Consider the following 15,095-nt stretch of genomic DNA (forward strand, 5'->3'; position numbering starts at 1 on the left):
CTACAAGTGGGTCAAATCCGCAGACGAGATCCTCGCCTCCGTCAAACGCTTCTGCCAAAAAACAATGAGCCGAACTTCAGATTCAGGTGACTAGGCTCAGGACTCGTTGATCACAGCCAGAAGAGCACTGTTGCGGCCAGAGTGAGTGCGGAGAAGAAGACGGTTGGGCAGCGGTCGTATCCGCGCTGCCACACGGCGCCAATCCTTGAGGCGGCCGAACATGATCTCGATGCGGTTGCGGCGTTTGTATCGGCGCTTGTCGTATTTGACGGGCATCGAGCGGGATTTACGGCCGGGAATGCAGGGCTTGATGCCCTTCTGCTCGAGCGCGTCGCGGAACCACTCGGCGTCATAGCCCCGGTCGGCCAGCATCCACTCTGCTTTTGGCAGGTCGTCGAGCAGAGCCGCCGCTCCGGTGTAGTCGCTGACCTGGCCAGCTGTGATGAAGAAGCTCAGAGGACGTCCGTTGGCATCGGTGATGGCGTGCAGCTTGGTGTTCATGCCGCCCTTGGTCCGTCCGATCAGGCGCCCGAGATCCCCTTTTTTACCCCAAGGCTGGAAGCCGTGCGGTGGGCCTTGAGATAGGTCGCATCGATCATGACGGTCTGGGGCTCGGCCCTCTGGGCGGACAGACCTTCCATCATCCGGCTAAACACGCCCATCTCGCCCCACCGCTTCCAGCGGTTATACAATGTCTTGTGTGGCCCATATTCCCTCGGCGCATCCCGCCAGCGCAGGCCGTTGCGGTTGACGAAAATGATCCCGCTCAGCACACGCCGGTCATCAACCCGAGGTTTGCCATGGCTCTTGGGGAAATAGGGCGACAGGCGCGCCATTTGCTCGTCCGTCAGCCAATACAGGTCATTCATGATCAATCTCCTCCCGGAGCCTGAATCACATCGCATCTCGCCAATCAATGGGTCCTGAGCCTAGCTTGCGCATCTGCGGCTCGCACGAGTTGCGCGAACTTGTACAGTCGAACAGGCTGGACCTCGCCGTCATCATCACCGACACCGACGATCCCGATGTTGCCACGCGCAAACAGGTTGCGTGGTACGGCGATCAGGACCTGGTCAATCGGGAGGTTCTGCCGTTGGCCTTGCTTGAAGCCCCGTGCATGTTCCGAGAACTGGGACTAGCAGCGCTTGAGCGTGCGAACATACCCTACGAAATCGTGATCGAGACGACGTCAGCTTCGGTGCTCCACGCGGCCATCGAAGCGGGAATCGGCATCGCTCCGCGCACGGCGACGTTTATGATGGACCGACCTTCCAGCCAGGTCAGCGGGCTGCCTGAACTTGGAAGTGTGGGTTACGCAGTAATCGACAATGCGCATACTTCGCGCGGGGCCGGGCGACTTGGCCAACTCCTGCGAAAGGCGCTTCATGAAATGTAGGAATGGGGAAGGCGGGCGATTGCGTGAGTATTGCCAAACCCGGCGACAGCAATTCTTGCTGGTGCGAGGAGAGACCGGAGCTCAAGGCGTCAGGATATGCCGAACCTGATGGGAAATTAGCTGCCAGCCTCGTGTCGGCATTGCGGGGGACGTCTTCGCCTGTCGAAATTCTCGTCGATCAAGGTAAACCAATGAAAAATGCTCTGCGCGTCCAGTCTGACCCGAAGGTCGAGGCGGACCTCCACATGTATGCCGGGGATCTCTTCGGCGAGTTTCGCCTGTCGTCCGAAACCGGCGAGCAGCGTAGACTCTTCCCGCTTCTTTTTCCCGGCATTGCCGCTTGTGTGACGGCAGCAGCAGCGGCGGCCTGGCTGGCGGAGCATTACGAGTTTCCCGTCATCCTCCTCGGTCTCCTGATCGGGGCCTCGCTCAACTTCCTGGGGGATGATCGCAAGGTGCAGCCGGGGCTGAATTTCAGTGCCCGCCAGCCGCTCAAGCTGGCGATCGTACTGCTCGGCTTTCAGGTCTCCGTCGATCAGGTTCTCGCGCTCGGAGCGCTGCCGTTCTTCGAACTGATCGCAATCATGGCGGCTTCGATAATGGCGGCCGTCCTAACATCTCGCCTGCTGAAACGGCCACTAGAAGTGGGGCTGCTTGCCGGCTGCGCGACGGCCATCTGCGGCCTCAGCGCAGCGGTGGCGCTGTTCGCACCGATGGATCGCAAGCGGGTGAGCGACGCGCATTTCGCGGTGACGCTGGCAGGGATTTCGCTGGCCAGTGCGGTGGCCATGTCGGTCTATCCTGTCATCGGTCGCGAACTGGGGCTGGGCGACCGCGAGGCCGGATTTCTGATCGGTGCCACCATCCACGATGTCGCCCAGGCGATTGGCGGCGGCTATGCGTTCTCGGACGAGGCTGGGCGATATGCCACCATCGTCAAGCTTACGCGGGTGGCCCTGCTAGGCCCGGCGGTGCTGCTGGTCGGTCTGCTGCTGAAAGGGCGCAACGGTTCGTCGGATAAAGGGCCACGCTATGCACTGCCCGGGTTTCTGCTCGCCTTCGTCGTCGTCGCCGTTCTGGGATCTTGGCTTCCGGTGCCCGATGATTTGAGGTCCGGCGCGCTGACCGCGTCGAAGGCGCTGCTGGTGATTTCCGTGACGGCGACGGCCATGCGTACGCGGCTTAACATGTTGGGGCAGATCGGATTCGGTGGCGTCGCGCCGGTTCTTGCCGCCACTCTCGCCAGCCTGTCTGTAGGGCTGGCGCTAACCCTGCTGCAGATGAGCTAAACGGCATGAGCGGGCTTTTCTCTGAAATCACGGTGGGTTCGACCGTGTTGCGCAACCGGTTTGTGCTTCCGGCCATGCAGCGCGGGCTCGCGGTCGATTACGCGCTGACGCCGCACCTCATCGAGTATTACCGGCGCTGTGCGCACGGTGGAGCCGGACTGATCATCACGGAATCGGTGGCGATCGATCACCCCACATCAACCGGGCACGACGGCTTCGTGCTGATGATCGACCAGTCGCGGGCAGCATCGTGGACCAGATGCATCGACGCCGTGCATGGCGAAGGTAGCCGCATCCTTGTCCAGCTCAACCACACCGGTGCCTGCCGCGTCGAGAATGCGGGAGGGCCGCGCCCGGATATGGCATCGCTCAGCCCCAGCGGGCTGATCTGCGCGGGCAAGCCCAATGGTCGTGCGGCGACGATAGTGGAACTGGCAGAGATCCGCGACGGTTTTGTCAGCAGCGCGATGTTCGCCAGGGAGTTTGGCGCGGACGGTGTGGAAGTGCACTGCGCGCATGGATACTTGCTCGACCAGTTCCTGTGGTCAGAAACCAATCTGCGAGCCGACGAATACGGCGGAGCAACGCTGGCCGCACGCGCGCGCTTCCCGGCGGAAATCGTGCGCGCGATCCGGCAAGCAGCGGGGGAAGACTTCCTGATCAGTGTCCGCTTTTCGCAATGGAAGGAAGTCGACTACGCGGCGCGGATTGTTTCGTCCCCGCAGGAGCTGGCTCCGTTCCTGGAGGTGCTGCGCGATGCGGGTGCCGACATGTTTCACGCCTCGACGCGCCGCTTTTACGAACCTGCGGACCCCGGATCGGGCAAGACCTTTGCGGGATGGGTCAAGTCGCAGACCGACGCACCGGTGGTCACGGTCGGTTCGGTCGGTCTCAACGTTGATGTCATGGACACGATCTATACCGACAAGGCGATCGAAGGCCGCACGCAGGAAAGCTTCGAAAGGCTCGAGGCCTTGTTCGCGGAAGGACAGTTCGACCTTGTTGCAGTGGGCCGCAGCATGATGTCCGATCCGGACTGGGTGACCAAGGTCCGAGACGGGCGGTATGGCGAGGTGGTGCCGTTCCGCCGGGAAATCGTCAAACAGGCGCTGAGCGAATGGGACGATTCGGCCATCAAGGGCGCGGCACGGCAGCACAACCCCTGATGGTGTGAAAACGGCTTTGGGCGGGGTCTATGCCATGGTGCCCATGTCGATGACGAAGCGGTACTTCACGTCCGAACGCTCCATCCGTTCGAAGGCTTCGTTGATCTGCGACACGGAAATCGTCTCGCAGTCGGAATTGATTCCTTTTTCCGCGCAGAAGTCGAGCACTTCCTGCGTTTCGCGAATGCTGCCGATTGCCGAAGCAGTGAGCACCCTGCGCCCCATCAGCAAAATGCCGGAATGGAAGCTGGGGACCATGTCGATCATGCCGAGGACGATGACTTTGCCATCGAGCCCGGTGAGCATCAGATAGGGAGACAGGTCATGCTGCACCGGGATGGTGTCGATCACCACATCGAACCGGCCCATTGCTGCTCCCATGGCATCGGCGTCACTGGAAATCAGCACGTCACACGCCCCGAGCTCGAGCGCATCGTCGCGTTTGCCGGGAGACGTCGTGACTACAGTCACCTCCGCGCCAAGCCCTGCAGCCAGTTTCACGGCCATGTGACCGATCCCGCCAAGGCCCGCAACCGCCACTTTCGTACCGGGGCCGACGTCGGCGTGTCGCAGGGCGGACCATGCGGTTACGCCAGCGCAAAGCAGCGGACCGGCGCGTTCCGGATCGAGGCCTTCGGGTACACGCAGCACGAAGTCTTCGCTCACGACGATTCGTTCGGAATAACCGCCATAGGTCGGTGTGCCGTCATGTCGGTCAAGACCGCCATAAGTTCCTGTGAACTGGTTTGCGCAATAATGTTCCTCGCCTGCCTGGCACGGTGCGCAGGTTCGACAGCTGTCTACCATGCAGCCCACGGCGACAAGGTCGCCCGGCTGGTGTTTGGTCACAGCAGAGCCAACCGCACTCACCCGACCGACGATCTCGTGTCCGGGAACGAAGGGATACATGGTGTGACCCCAATCATTGCGGGCCATGTGCAGGTCTGTGTGGCAGATGCCGCAATAGAGGATATCCATGACAACGTCGTCGGGACGAAGCTCCCTCCGGTCGATCATGTGCGGCTTTACGGTTTGCCCCGCTGAAAGTGCAGCGTATGCGCGTGTCTGTGTCATGTGAGGCAACTCCCAATGGATTCCTGATCTTGCACCAATCTTGTTAGCCGGGTTCGAGGTGTCAACGACAAGGTAGAGATCACACCCCCTCTGGCCGCCTGTTTCGGTAAACAATCAAAATGCGGATTTATCCATCGTCTTACCGTGAAGTTCGCTTAGCGGGGGGTTTCAGTTCCTTTACCCGGACCGAATGCCCTCAATTCTTGTCTTTTGCCATGGCAAGCAATTGCTCCAAGGTGACGGGGCGGCCATTGGCGACGACCTGTCGCACACGGAACAGGGTGGCGATATCCTTACGCGGATCCCCGTCGACCAGCACGATATCGGCAAGTTGACCCGGCTGCAGGCTCCCGGCTTCCAGACCGAGTGCGCGCGCGGGTTCGATGGTTGCAGTCTGCAAGGCCTCGAACGGCGTCAGCCCAGCGCCGACATAAGCGGTCAGTTCGCCAATCAGGTTCGGTGCGACGACAAGGTCGGTGCCGGCCACGATGCGCCCGCCACCCTCATGCACCGCCCTGATCGCGGCCCGTTGCCCCGCTTGCATGGCCAGCAGCGAGGCGGGCAGGGGGCGGTCGCTGGCATAGATGGCCCGGACCCAGTCGGGGTAGAGCGACAGGCGGGGGTCGGCACGGTATTCGGGATGCTCAGCCAGGAAGATATTCAGCGCACCGAACATGGTCGGGGTGATTGTCATGCCAGAATGGCCCAGGATGGCGATCGCATCATCATAGGTGCGGCCCAACGGTCCCTGCTTTGGTGAGAAGCCACGGCGACTGGTTCCGCCCAAATGTTCGGTCGCGTCGACCCCGATCAGCGCCGCAGGATAGATCTCGTGCGATGCCAGCGGGACGCCCATGGCATGTGCCGCCTCGACCAGCCGGAGCTGTTGCAGATCGGGCATGCGGACATAGCTCTTGATCAGATCGTATTTCAACGCGCGCGCCCGGGAAATCTCGCGCTCGAGGTGCTCCGGCCCAGACACGGCAACACCCATCCGGTAGAACGTTCGCTTCCATTCGAGCAACGGGCCGGTGGTGTAGATCCGCGGGCCGATGCGGACGCCTGCTTCGCTTGCCTCGCGATCCTCGACACCGTCATAGGGCTGGTTGCCGGGATCGCGGATGGTGGTGATGCCATAGGCCAGCCAGGCAAGATGGGCGTTGGCGCCGAAATCCTTCTGCGGGTGGGCATGATAATCGATCAGCCCCGGAATCGCCGTCAGCCCTGGCGCGTCGATGACCCGGTCGGCTCCGTTGTGGGTCCCTGCATGATGCGGCCGGATCGCGGCGATCCGGTTGCCCTCGATCACGATGTCCATGTTCGTCTGTGTGGCGTCATGGATCGCATCGACCAGTCCGCCGACATGGAGGACGATTCTGGTCGTCGGAATGTCGAGGCGGTAGGTGAAATCGAGCGGGACCTCGCGCGTGGCTCCCGTTTCGAGCGAGACGATCTTCAGCCGGTCGGCGCTTTGATAGAGGATCGATGCGGAATCACCGCTCCATGTCGGGTAATGCGAGATTTCGTCTGAATAGGTCTGCGGATCGCCAAGAGCCGTGCCGTCCGAAGCGACCGGCCAGACCTTGAGCAAACCGTCCTGGATCGCGGCCATCTTAGTGCCGTCAGGCGACCAGGCCGGTCCGCCGCCTCCCCGCGTATCGAGCGAACGGTCCGTCGCCTCGCGCCAGAATGGGGCACCGCTCCCATCGGCGGGCACCATCCAGATCTGGTTGCTGCCTTCGCGCGCACTGGCGGAGTAGGGTCGTGCCAGCGCCACCGCAACATAGCGTCCGTCCGGCGACCAGCTGGGGCTGCCCGGCTGCGGCAGCGATGGCTGGAGCCGGGTCACCGCTCCGCTGGCGACGTCCACCACTTCAAGTCCTGCCACGCCGAAGAAGCCGTCGTAATCGAGGAAGGCGATGCGTTTGCCGTCGGGTGACCAGGCCGCCTCAAGCGGCTGGGTATCGATATCGGTCAGCTGACGATCTTCTCCGGTCGCAAGATCGTGCAACCACAGTTGAGGCAGGCCTCCGCCTTTGTCCGATGTGAAGGCGATGGTCTTGCCATCGGGGGACCAGGCCGCATCGGCTTCAAGCGCCGGGCCATGGGTCAATTGGGTCGGTTCGCCTCCGCTGGAGTCGACTGTGTAGAGGTCACCCAAGGCGACGAAGGCGATCTTCGTGCTGTCGGGAGATAGGGCAGGGTGCTGGATACCCAATACACGGCGCGGTGCAGTCGAGGTAAAATCTCGCTTGGCACGGGCGTAGGCCGGGCTGTTCGTCTCAAGCCGTGCCGCGAATTCCACGGTTTCGCTCCGCCCGTCATGGCGACGCCGGATCTTTCCGTCTGACACGTAATAGGCTGTGTCGTCCGACCAGCTCGGGCGGAAGGGGAAGACGCTCTCCATGTCGGAAACCGACGTGCCATTTCGTTCAAGGCGACTGCCGCTTGAGTCGTGCGCCACGTAGTAGAGCTGACCCGCGGGCGAGAGCGACGGGCCCTCGTAAGTCGTCCCGGGCGCGGCGGTGCGCAGCACCTGAGCTTCCCCGCCGCCGGCGGGTATTGCGAGAATGGCGCTGACCGCACCCTCCTTGCCAGAAAAGACGATCGTTTCGCCATCGGCGGACCATGCCGGGGCACGATCTTCACGCGCCCCGCGGGTGACTTGCGTCAACTCTCCGCTGATCAAGTCCAGCGTCCAGATATGGTACCCGCCGCCGCGCTCGCTGGCGAAGGCGATGGTCTTGCCATCGGGCGACCAGGAAGGTTCGCGGTCGTCGAGATTCCCTTCGGTTATATTGCGGGCATCGCTACCATCGGCAGCCACGGTCCAGATCTTGTAGCTCCCGTCATGGAAGGCGTAATAGGAGAGGCGCGAGCCATCGGGCGACCATGATGGCAGATGCGCATCCTCGAAGACGCCCGTAATCCTTTTGGCTCGGCCACCCCCGGCCGGGACGATCCACAGGCTACCCTGAAGGTCGATCGCCAGCGAGCTGCCATCTGGCGAAACCGCGACGGCATAGGAGGTGCCGCTGCGCACTTCGAACACGGCGCTTTCCTCGACCGAAGCAGTTTCCTGCATCTCGTTAGTGGCGTTGCTCGACGCGGCAACGGGGCATGCGAGGAGGGCAATCGCACATGGCAGCGCGACCAGAGCGAGGGCAATCCTGCGTTTCGCATTATGCGTGCCGGATGCAATCATTGCTTCCGCTCCCAATCTGCGCGCCCTTCATGCCGGGCTTTTGCTTTGCCTGCGCATCGGGCTGTCTCCGTACCGCGCGCGAGACTATCGCCTGGGATCACGGTGACAAGCGCCGCCAGGTGGCGGCGCGGTTTGAGCTGCATTCAGGGGCAGATCGGAAGATGCGCAGGCTGACTTCGATATTCACGCGTAAGTTCAATGACATATTTCTCGCTGCTTGGCATCAGATGAGGTTAATCGCGGTCTTGAAAGCCGCCCCGATCGTGGTGCGGCAGATGCCGACATCATATTTCGGATAGTTGCGCGCATATGTTGCCGAGCCTCCGGCTGCCGCCTAATAATCCCAGCGAACCTAAAAAGAAGCGGACGGCGCATGCGCGCCCGCAAAATGAGAGGCATGAATGGCGACGATAATCGACCCGACGCGTTCGGAACATAGTCTGGCGACGCTGGACCCAGAGCTCAAGTCGGACCCCGACTATACTGCCTTCGTTCGCCAACCTGACGCCACGCTGGCGCAAATGACTCTGCGCGCATTCGAGGCCTATAGGGATCGACCCGCGCTTGGCTGGCGTGCATCGCACGGCGGCGAGCTCGACGATGATTTCACGATAATCGACTATGCCGAGCTTGAGCGCAGGGTGCTCAACACGGCTGCGGCCTTCGCGCACGATCATGCCTTTGGCCTGGAGCCGGGAGATCCAGTGGCGATCCTGGCATTTGCAAACGTCGATTTCGCGACGCTCAATCTAACGCTCGGGCTTTGCGGCTTGCCGATTGTCCCGCTGCAGACAACTGCGTCGGACGAGCAGCTAGTCGGCATGGTCAATGAAGTGAAACCGCCGTGCATCGCGACCACCTTGGAAAACCTCGAAACCGCTGTGACGCTTGCGCTTGCCTGTCCAAAGACTCGCAGCGTGATCGTGTTCGATTTTGACGGTCTCGACCAAGCCGAAATGTCACTGGTTGAAAACGCGAGGGCGCGACTTGCGCGGGCCCGGCCTGGTGTGGCTCTGCTTCCGTTCAGCGAAGTACGGGCGCGGGGCGCGGCCCTGCCGCCAGCCAATCCTTACATTCCCGGGGCCGGCGAAGATCCGCTGGTCATCGTTTACTACACGTCGGGCAGCACAGGCACGCCCAAAGGTGCGATGCACAGCCAGCGGCTGGTCAAGGCCGCGTGGATGCAGGCGCGGGAACATTCCCCCATCGTGCTAAACTACCAGCCGCTCAATCACGTCTACGGCATGGTCTATCTGTGGCTGACCTTCGCCAGCGGCGGGATCACCTGCTTTACCGGGCGCAGCGACCTGACCACTCTGATGGAGGATATTGCCAAGGTTCGCCCGACGACGATGGCGCTTGTTCCGCGCATCTGCGAACTGATCCAGCAACGCTTCAATGCCCAGTATCCGGATATTTCTTCGGACGAGGAGGTTGAAAAGGCACTCGTCGAATTCCGCGAGACGGCGCTCGGCGGGCGGATGGCTGACGCGGTCGTCGGCTCCGCTCCGGTCGATCCGCAGCTGCGTGTCTTCATCGAGCGGCTGCTGGGCCGCCCGATCATCGATGGTTATGGCTCGACCGAGTCAGGCAGCATCACGCTGGACCAGAAAGTTACGCGGCCGCCGATCATCGACTACAAGCTGATCGATGTCCCCGAGCTCGGTTACTTCACGACCGACAAGCCACATCCGCGCGGAGAACTGCTGATCCGGTCGAACAACCTCTTTGCCGGTTATTACGGTCGGCCGGACCTGACCGCGGCGGCCTTCGACGAAGAGGGCTTTTACCGCACCGGCGACATCATGGCCGAGATCGAGCCCGATCGCTTGGCTTATCTCGATCGCCGCAACAACGTCATGAAGCTGGCGCAGGGTGAATTCGTCGCGATTGCGCCGCTGGAATCTCTTTACAGCCGCGGCGATCCGGCGATTTCGCAGGTCTATCTCTATGGCAACAGCTCGCGAGCCTACCTCCTGGGCGTGATCGTGCCGGATGTCGACGCGCTGCCCAAGGGGCTTGACGAGGCCGGGGTGAAGGAACATCTGATGGCGGCCCTCCGGCGGATCGGAATGGAGGCAGGCGTCAATTCCTACGAGATTCCCCGCGACATTATCGTCGAATACGAACCCTTTTCTGTCGCCAACGGGCTGCAATCGTCGCTAGCGAAGCATTTGCGTCCCGCGTTCAAGGCGCGGTATGGCGAGCAGCTTGAGGCGATGTATGCCGAACACGCGGATGAACAGGCGGCCGAACTGGACGATCTGCGCCGCAATGGCCGCGACCGGCCACTGCCTGAGACCGTGCGCCGTGCCGCTGCTTCGGTCCTGGGGCTCGAGCTTTCCGAGATATCCGAGGAATCTTCGTTCGCTGCCTTGGGCGGGGATTCGCTTGCCGGGCTTTCCTATGCCCTGCTGCTGGAGGATGTTTATGGATTCCCCGTCGATGTCGGCATGATCATGCATCCGGCGGGATCCTTCACTCAGCTGGCAGAGGATATCGAGCACCAGCTTGCTGGCCAGAACGAAGGGATCGCTGCGCAAGACGTCCATGGGCCGGATGCGAAGGTGATCCGTGCCGCCGATCTCACGCTCGAAAAGTTTATCGATTCCGCCGTCCTGGCGCGTGCAGCATCCATCGCTTCGGTTCGAGATGGCGAGCCGGAATGCATCTTGCTGACAGGGGCCAACGGCTTTCTCGGTCGGTTTCTCACCCTTGAAATGCTGAAACGACTGGAAGCCAACAAGGGCAAGCTGATCTGCATCGCGCGCGGTTCGGACAATGCTTCGGCGCGGGAGCGGCTGATGCAGGCTTTCAAGGGCGGCGACGATGCGCTGGCCCGCGATATAGAACGGCTTGGAGAAGATCGACTTGAAGTGCTCGCGGGTGACCTGGCGAGGCCGCACCTCGGCCTGTCGGATGAAGACTGGGCGCGCCTTGCCCAAGTGGTCGATCTGATCGTCCACCCTGCAGCTCTGGTCAATCACGTGCTGCCCTATGCCCAGCTGTTCAGGCCGAATGTCGCCGGAACGGCGGCGCTGATCGAACTTGCGCTGACAGAACGCGCCAAGGGCATCCTTCATGTCTCCACCGTCGCCGCAGCATTCCACGATGGCCGGGTCGCTAACGAGGACGAGGATGTGCGCAAAGCCATCCCCGAATGGCGCGCGTCGAGCGGCTATGCCGACGGATATGGTGCCAGCAAGTGGGCCGCCGAGGTCCTGCTGCGCGAAGCCCATGACCGTTTCGGCATTCCGGTCTGCGTGTTCCGGTCGGGCATGATCATGGCGCCAACCGGCTATTCGGGCCACCTGAACGTTCCTGACATATTTACGCGCCAGATTCTGAGCCTGGCAGTGACACGCCTTGCCCCTGACACCTTCTATACCGGTGAGGGAAGGGCCCATTACGACGGATTGCCGGTGGATTTCATCGCTGCCGACATAGCGGCGATCGGTGCCGTCCGGCGCAGCGGGTTCCACACGTTCCACGTGCTCAATCCGCACGATGACGGCATCTCGCTCGACAGCTTTGTCGAGTGGCTGGAGCAGCTGGGCTATTCGATGACGCGCGCGCCTTTTGCTACCTGGCTGGAACGGTTCGAAGCCGCGTTGCGTGCCTTGCCCGACGATATCCGCCAGGCGTCGATGCTTCCGTTGCTCGACGCGGTGGCGCGCCAGCAGCCAGCGGTTGATGGCTCAACACTGCCATGCCCGCGCTTTGTCGAAGCGACGGCACAGGCCGGGATTACGGTCGACGGTAAGGTGCCGCATCTGGGGCAGGAGCTTATCGCCCGCTATGTCGAAGACCTGAAAGCCGAAGGCCTGCTGGCGTGATTTCGGGGCCAACTTCGATGAAGGAATGCGAAGCGTGAAGGCGCGCGAGTGGGCCGAAGGCTGGCGAACGGTCGCCAGCGGGAGCGTGGGCATGATCTTTGTCGCGGGCGTTTCCAGCGTCACCGGCGTCGTCATGGCCCCACTGGGCGAACAGTTCGGATGGTCGCGCACGCTGGTGACTTCGAACATCATGATCTGCGCGGTTCTTACCTTGCTGCTGGCGCCCGTGATCGGCCATGGGATCGGCCGCTACGGCGTGCGACGCAGCGCCATCGCGGGGACCTTGACCGCTATTCCCGCACTGGCTGGGATCGCTCTGAACCCGGGAAGCGAAGCGTGGTGGGTCGCTTCGTGGATCGTGTTCGCCGTGTTCAATGCCCTGCTGGGCCCGTTGCTCTGGACCACGGCGATCACGGAACTGTTCGACAAGGCGAGGGGGCTGGCGTTGGCGGTCACGCTGAGCGGAAGCGGCATTGCCTTTGCCATCTTTCCCCCGCTCGCCCTGCTGGTGATCGATCATTTTGGCTGGCGCGGCGTTTATTATGCCTTCGCGATACTCTTCGGCCTGGTCCTGCTCCCCTGCGTAATGGCCTGGTTCAGGGGGCGGGTTGACGTGGCCGTGACGCCGAGCCCACGCTTGCAGGAGCAGCCGCATTCCTCGCGGCCAGAACATGCCCTGGCGCTGGGCCGAGCGTTGCGCAGCCGCCATTTCTGGCAGCTGGCGCTAGTGTGCTTGCTGGTTGCTGGCGTCGAAGGGGCGCTATCGATCCACCTCTATCCGATTCTCAACGAAGGCGGATTGGCACCGCTGGCCGCCGCCGGGGCTGCATCGGCCATGGGCTGGGCGCTGATCGTCGGGCGGCTGGGGACGGGGGTCATGCAGGATCGCTGGCCCGCCCGCTTCGTCTTTGCCGCCGCCATTGGCGCGCTGATCGCATCGTGCGTTCTGGCGCAGGTTTTCGTCGGAGATCAAATGGAAGGGGTGTTGATTGCTGTCTTGTTGGGTATCGGGGCAGGGGGCACGATCAATTCGCTCGCTTATCTGGTCGGGCGGTATTTCAGTCTTGCCGCCTATGCTTCGATCTTTGGCCTGCTGATGGGCATGTTCGCAGTCGGTTATGGTGTTTCGCCAATGGTCGCATCCTACGCGCGCGATCTGGCGGGCGGCTATCCGCCGCTGATCCCCACCTTTCTTGCCATGCTGGCCGTCAGCATGATGCTCACCCTCTTTCTGGGCAAGGAGAGGGACGCCTCCCCGACCTGATTTATGAGGCCGGGACTACCGTTACCGGCAGGGCTGAAAAGGTGGGCATGCCGGTCAACGTGTTGACGTGCTCGTGGCTGGTCAACGTGTTGGTGTTGATATCGGCAAAACCGTGCGGGACGTTCATCACTCCGCGTGTGAGAGTGTGGTCAATCCGCACGATCCCTTCGAGCGATCCATAGGGGCTTCGCACGATGGCCCTGACTCCATCGGACAGGCCCGCATCGGCCGCGTCGTCGGCGTTCATGATGATTCCGCCGGGCTCTTTCGAGCCATTGATTCGCGAATTGAAATGCGGGTGAAGACGGCGCGAAATCATCATCAGGGGCTTTTCGTCCACCTTCAGCGCCGCGAGTTCGTCGACCAGCGGTTGCGGTGCGAGGCGCCAGCCACCGAACACGGCGACCCGATCGAGGAACCAGTCAAAGGTTGCCGGTTCAGCCACGACATAGCCTTTCTCCTTCAGCTCGGCGAGGCTGGTCGGACAATCGGCGATGAGCCGGGCCATGTAGTCCGCATCGCTGGTGGTATCGGGATCGACACCAAAGGCGAGGTCATAACCGAGCCGCTTTCCAATTTGCGCCAGCACCCACCAACCCGACCTTACGCCGGGCGGGGCGGGGACGACTTCGTCCGTGAAACTCATGGCGACAGCAGGCGCGATCATGTCGACGCACATCGACGCGTCCATTCGCTCGAACTGGCCTTTGACGGGGAGAACGTGGGTCGACAGGCGGGTCGTAGCCGTTTCGACGACGTCAAGCGTAGCCAGAACATCGAGCTTGTCGAGCGCGTCAATTGTCCGTTTTGTGTCCGGCACGCATTCCACCAGTCCGCCGCTGAGGTTGATCAGGGCCCGCAGGGTCCCGGCTTCGATCTCGTCTGCCATGGCAGCGACGGGATATTCCCCGACCCAGCCCGACAGCTCGGGCCGACTGGCCGGGCCCGGCCCCCTGAAACCTTCGGGCGGCGCGCTGGGAATATCGAGCTTGCGTGCCTGGGTGTGAAATCCGGGATTGAACCAGACCCCACCTTCGCGGTCGAGGGACCCCGTAATCGCCATGAGCGCGAGCGCCAGCCAATGGACAACTCCGCCGGTCGATGACATCGAAACACCGGTTCCGCAGTCGATTGCGATACGCCCTGTGTGGCGGACCGCGGCGAGCAACCCGGTCAGGTCTTCCGCGCCCAGTCCGGTCTCGCGGATCGCTTTCGAGAGATCGAAGGGCGCTACCGCTTCGGCCAGTCTGCCGACATCCTGCGTGTGCTGTTCGATGTAGTCGGTGTCGGCGCCTTCGATCAGGATTTCCCTGATAAGATAAGCGAGGATCGCATAGTCGGAACCCGGCCGGGCGACAAGGTGGCGGGTGGCCTTCGTGGCGGTTTCAGTGCGTCTGGGGTCGACTACCCAGACCTCGCTATGGGCCATAACATCGCGCAGGAGCCGGGTCGGGTTTGAATGGGTGGTTGCCTGGCCGTGGGAGATGAGGGGATTTGCGCCCAGGTAGAGAAGCAGGCGGCACCGCGCAAAATCCGGCTGGGTCAGGGCCATGGCCGAACCGGCGACCAGTTCGCTTGCAACGGATTTGGGAATCGCGTCGATCGTCACGTCGGAATAGGCCTGCGGGGTGCCGAGTATCCCGGGCGCACTACCTCCCGTAATATAGAGTGGGCCGTCGAAATATCCGCCCCCGCCCATGAAGAAACCGATAGCTTGCGGACCTGAATCCGCGATGATCGCCTTCAATCGGTCTGCCAGTGAAGCGGCCCCCAAAATGACCGGACAGTTCCTCACACTTATGTAAGAGTGAGGCCTATGACCGACAGTAATCCCAGGAGCTATGTGCATGCGGAGGTTCTCGGAG

The 15,095-nt window shown here is 62.2% G+C and carries 8 protein-coding genes and 1 pseudogene; 5 read left to right on the forward strand and 4 right to left on the reverse strand.

The window, feature by feature from the left end:
- Positions 1-110: 110 nt before the first annotated feature.
- A pseudogene (locus B5X69_RS19050) lies at positions 111-869 on the reverse strand (IS5 family transposase).
- Positions 870-934: 65 nt separating this feature from the next.
- Between B5X69_RS19050 and B5X69_RS19055 the strand changes: the two are divergent.
- From B5X69_RS19055 to B5X69_RS19065, 3 genes are read left to right on the forward strand one after another with little or no spacing between them, the layout of a single operon-like run.
- Complete coding sequence (locus tag B5X69_RS19055; protein WP_176141691.1) at positions 935-1,396, forward strand: LysR substrate-binding domain-containing protein; 462 nt, start codon at positions 935-937, stop codon at positions 1,394-1,396.
- A gap of 23 nt (positions 1,397-1,419) precedes the next feature.
- The gene (locus tag B5X69_RS19060; protein ID WP_245798806.1) at positions 1,420-2,685 is read left to right on the forward strand and encodes a YeiH family protein; all 1,266 of its coding nucleotides are present in this window, start codon (positions 1,420-1,422) and stop codon (positions 2,683-2,685) included.
- 5 nt (positions 2,686-2,690) lie between these two features.
- The gene (locus tag B5X69_RS19065; RefSeq protein ID WP_079640129.1) at positions 2,691-3,851 is read left to right on the forward strand and encodes an oxidoreductase; all 1,161 of its coding nucleotides are present in this window, start codon (positions 2,691-2,693) and stop codon (positions 3,849-3,851) included.
- A 27-nt stretch (positions 3,852-3,878) separates the two neighbouring features.
- Here the strand turns inward: B5X69_RS19065 and B5X69_RS19070 are convergent, their stop codons facing one another.
- Both B5X69_RS19070 and B5X69_RS19075 read right to left on the reverse strand, forming a co-directional pair.
- Positions 3,879-4,925, reverse strand: a complete 1,047-nt coding sequence (locus B5X69_RS19070; protein ID WP_079640130.1) for an NAD(P)-dependent alcohol dehydrogenase — start codon at positions 4,923-4,925, stop codon at positions 3,879-3,881.
- 196 nt (positions 4,926-5,121) lie between these two features.
- Positions 5,122-8,130: an amidohydrolase family protein gene (locus tag B5X69_RS19075; protein WP_245798807.1), complete on the reverse strand. Its 3,009-nt coding sequence runs from the start codon at positions 8,128-8,130 to the stop codon at positions 5,122-5,124.
- A gap of 401 nt (positions 8,131-8,531) precedes the next feature.
- Between B5X69_RS19075 and car the strand changes: the two genes are divergently transcribed.
- Complete coding sequence (gene car / locus B5X69_RS19085) at positions 8,532-11,966, forward strand: carboxylic acid reductase (RefSeq protein WP_079640132.1); 3,435 nt, start codon at positions 8,532-8,534, stop codon at positions 11,964-11,966.
- Between the two features lie 34 nt (positions 11,967-12,000).
- On the forward strand, positions 12,001-13,230 hold the full coding sequence (locus B5X69_RS19090; protein ID WP_176141692.1) for an MFS transporter: 1,230 nt from the start codon (positions 12,001-12,003) through the stop codon (positions 13,228-13,230).
- Position 13,231: 1 nt separating this feature from the next.
- On the opposite strand, the gene B5X69_RS19095 is transcribed toward B5X69_RS19090, so the two are convergent.
- On the reverse strand, positions 13,232-14,977 hold the full coding sequence (locus B5X69_RS19095; protein WP_176141693.1) for a molybdopterin-containing oxidoreductase family protein: 1,746 nt from the start codon (positions 14,975-14,977) through the stop codon (positions 13,232-13,234).
- Positions 14,978-15,095 lie beyond the last annotated feature (118 nt).

Source organism: Sphingopyxis flava, from assembly GCF_900168005.1.
GTDB classification, from domain to species: Bacteria; Pseudomonadota; Alphaproteobacteria; order Sphingomonadales; family Sphingomonadaceae; genus Sphingopyxis; species Sphingopyxis flava.

Bases quoted from the DNA above. Each gene is read 5' to 3' on its own strand.
- B5X69_RS19065 (WP_079640129.1), top strand. From the start codon at position 2,691: ATGAGCGGGCTTTTCTCTGAAATCACGGTGGGTTCGACCGTGTTGCGC.
- car (WP_079640132.1), top strand. From the start codon at position 8,532: ATGGCGACGATAATCGACCCGACGCGTTCGGAACATAGTCTGGCGACG.
- B5X69_RS19070 (WP_079640130.1), bottom strand. From the start codon at position 4,925: ATGACACAGACACGCGCATACGCTGCACTTTCAGCGGGGCAAACCGTA.
- B5X69_RS19075 (WP_245798807.1), bottom strand. From the start codon at position 8,130: ATGATTGCATCCGGCACGCATAATGCGAAACGCAGGATTGCCCTCGCT.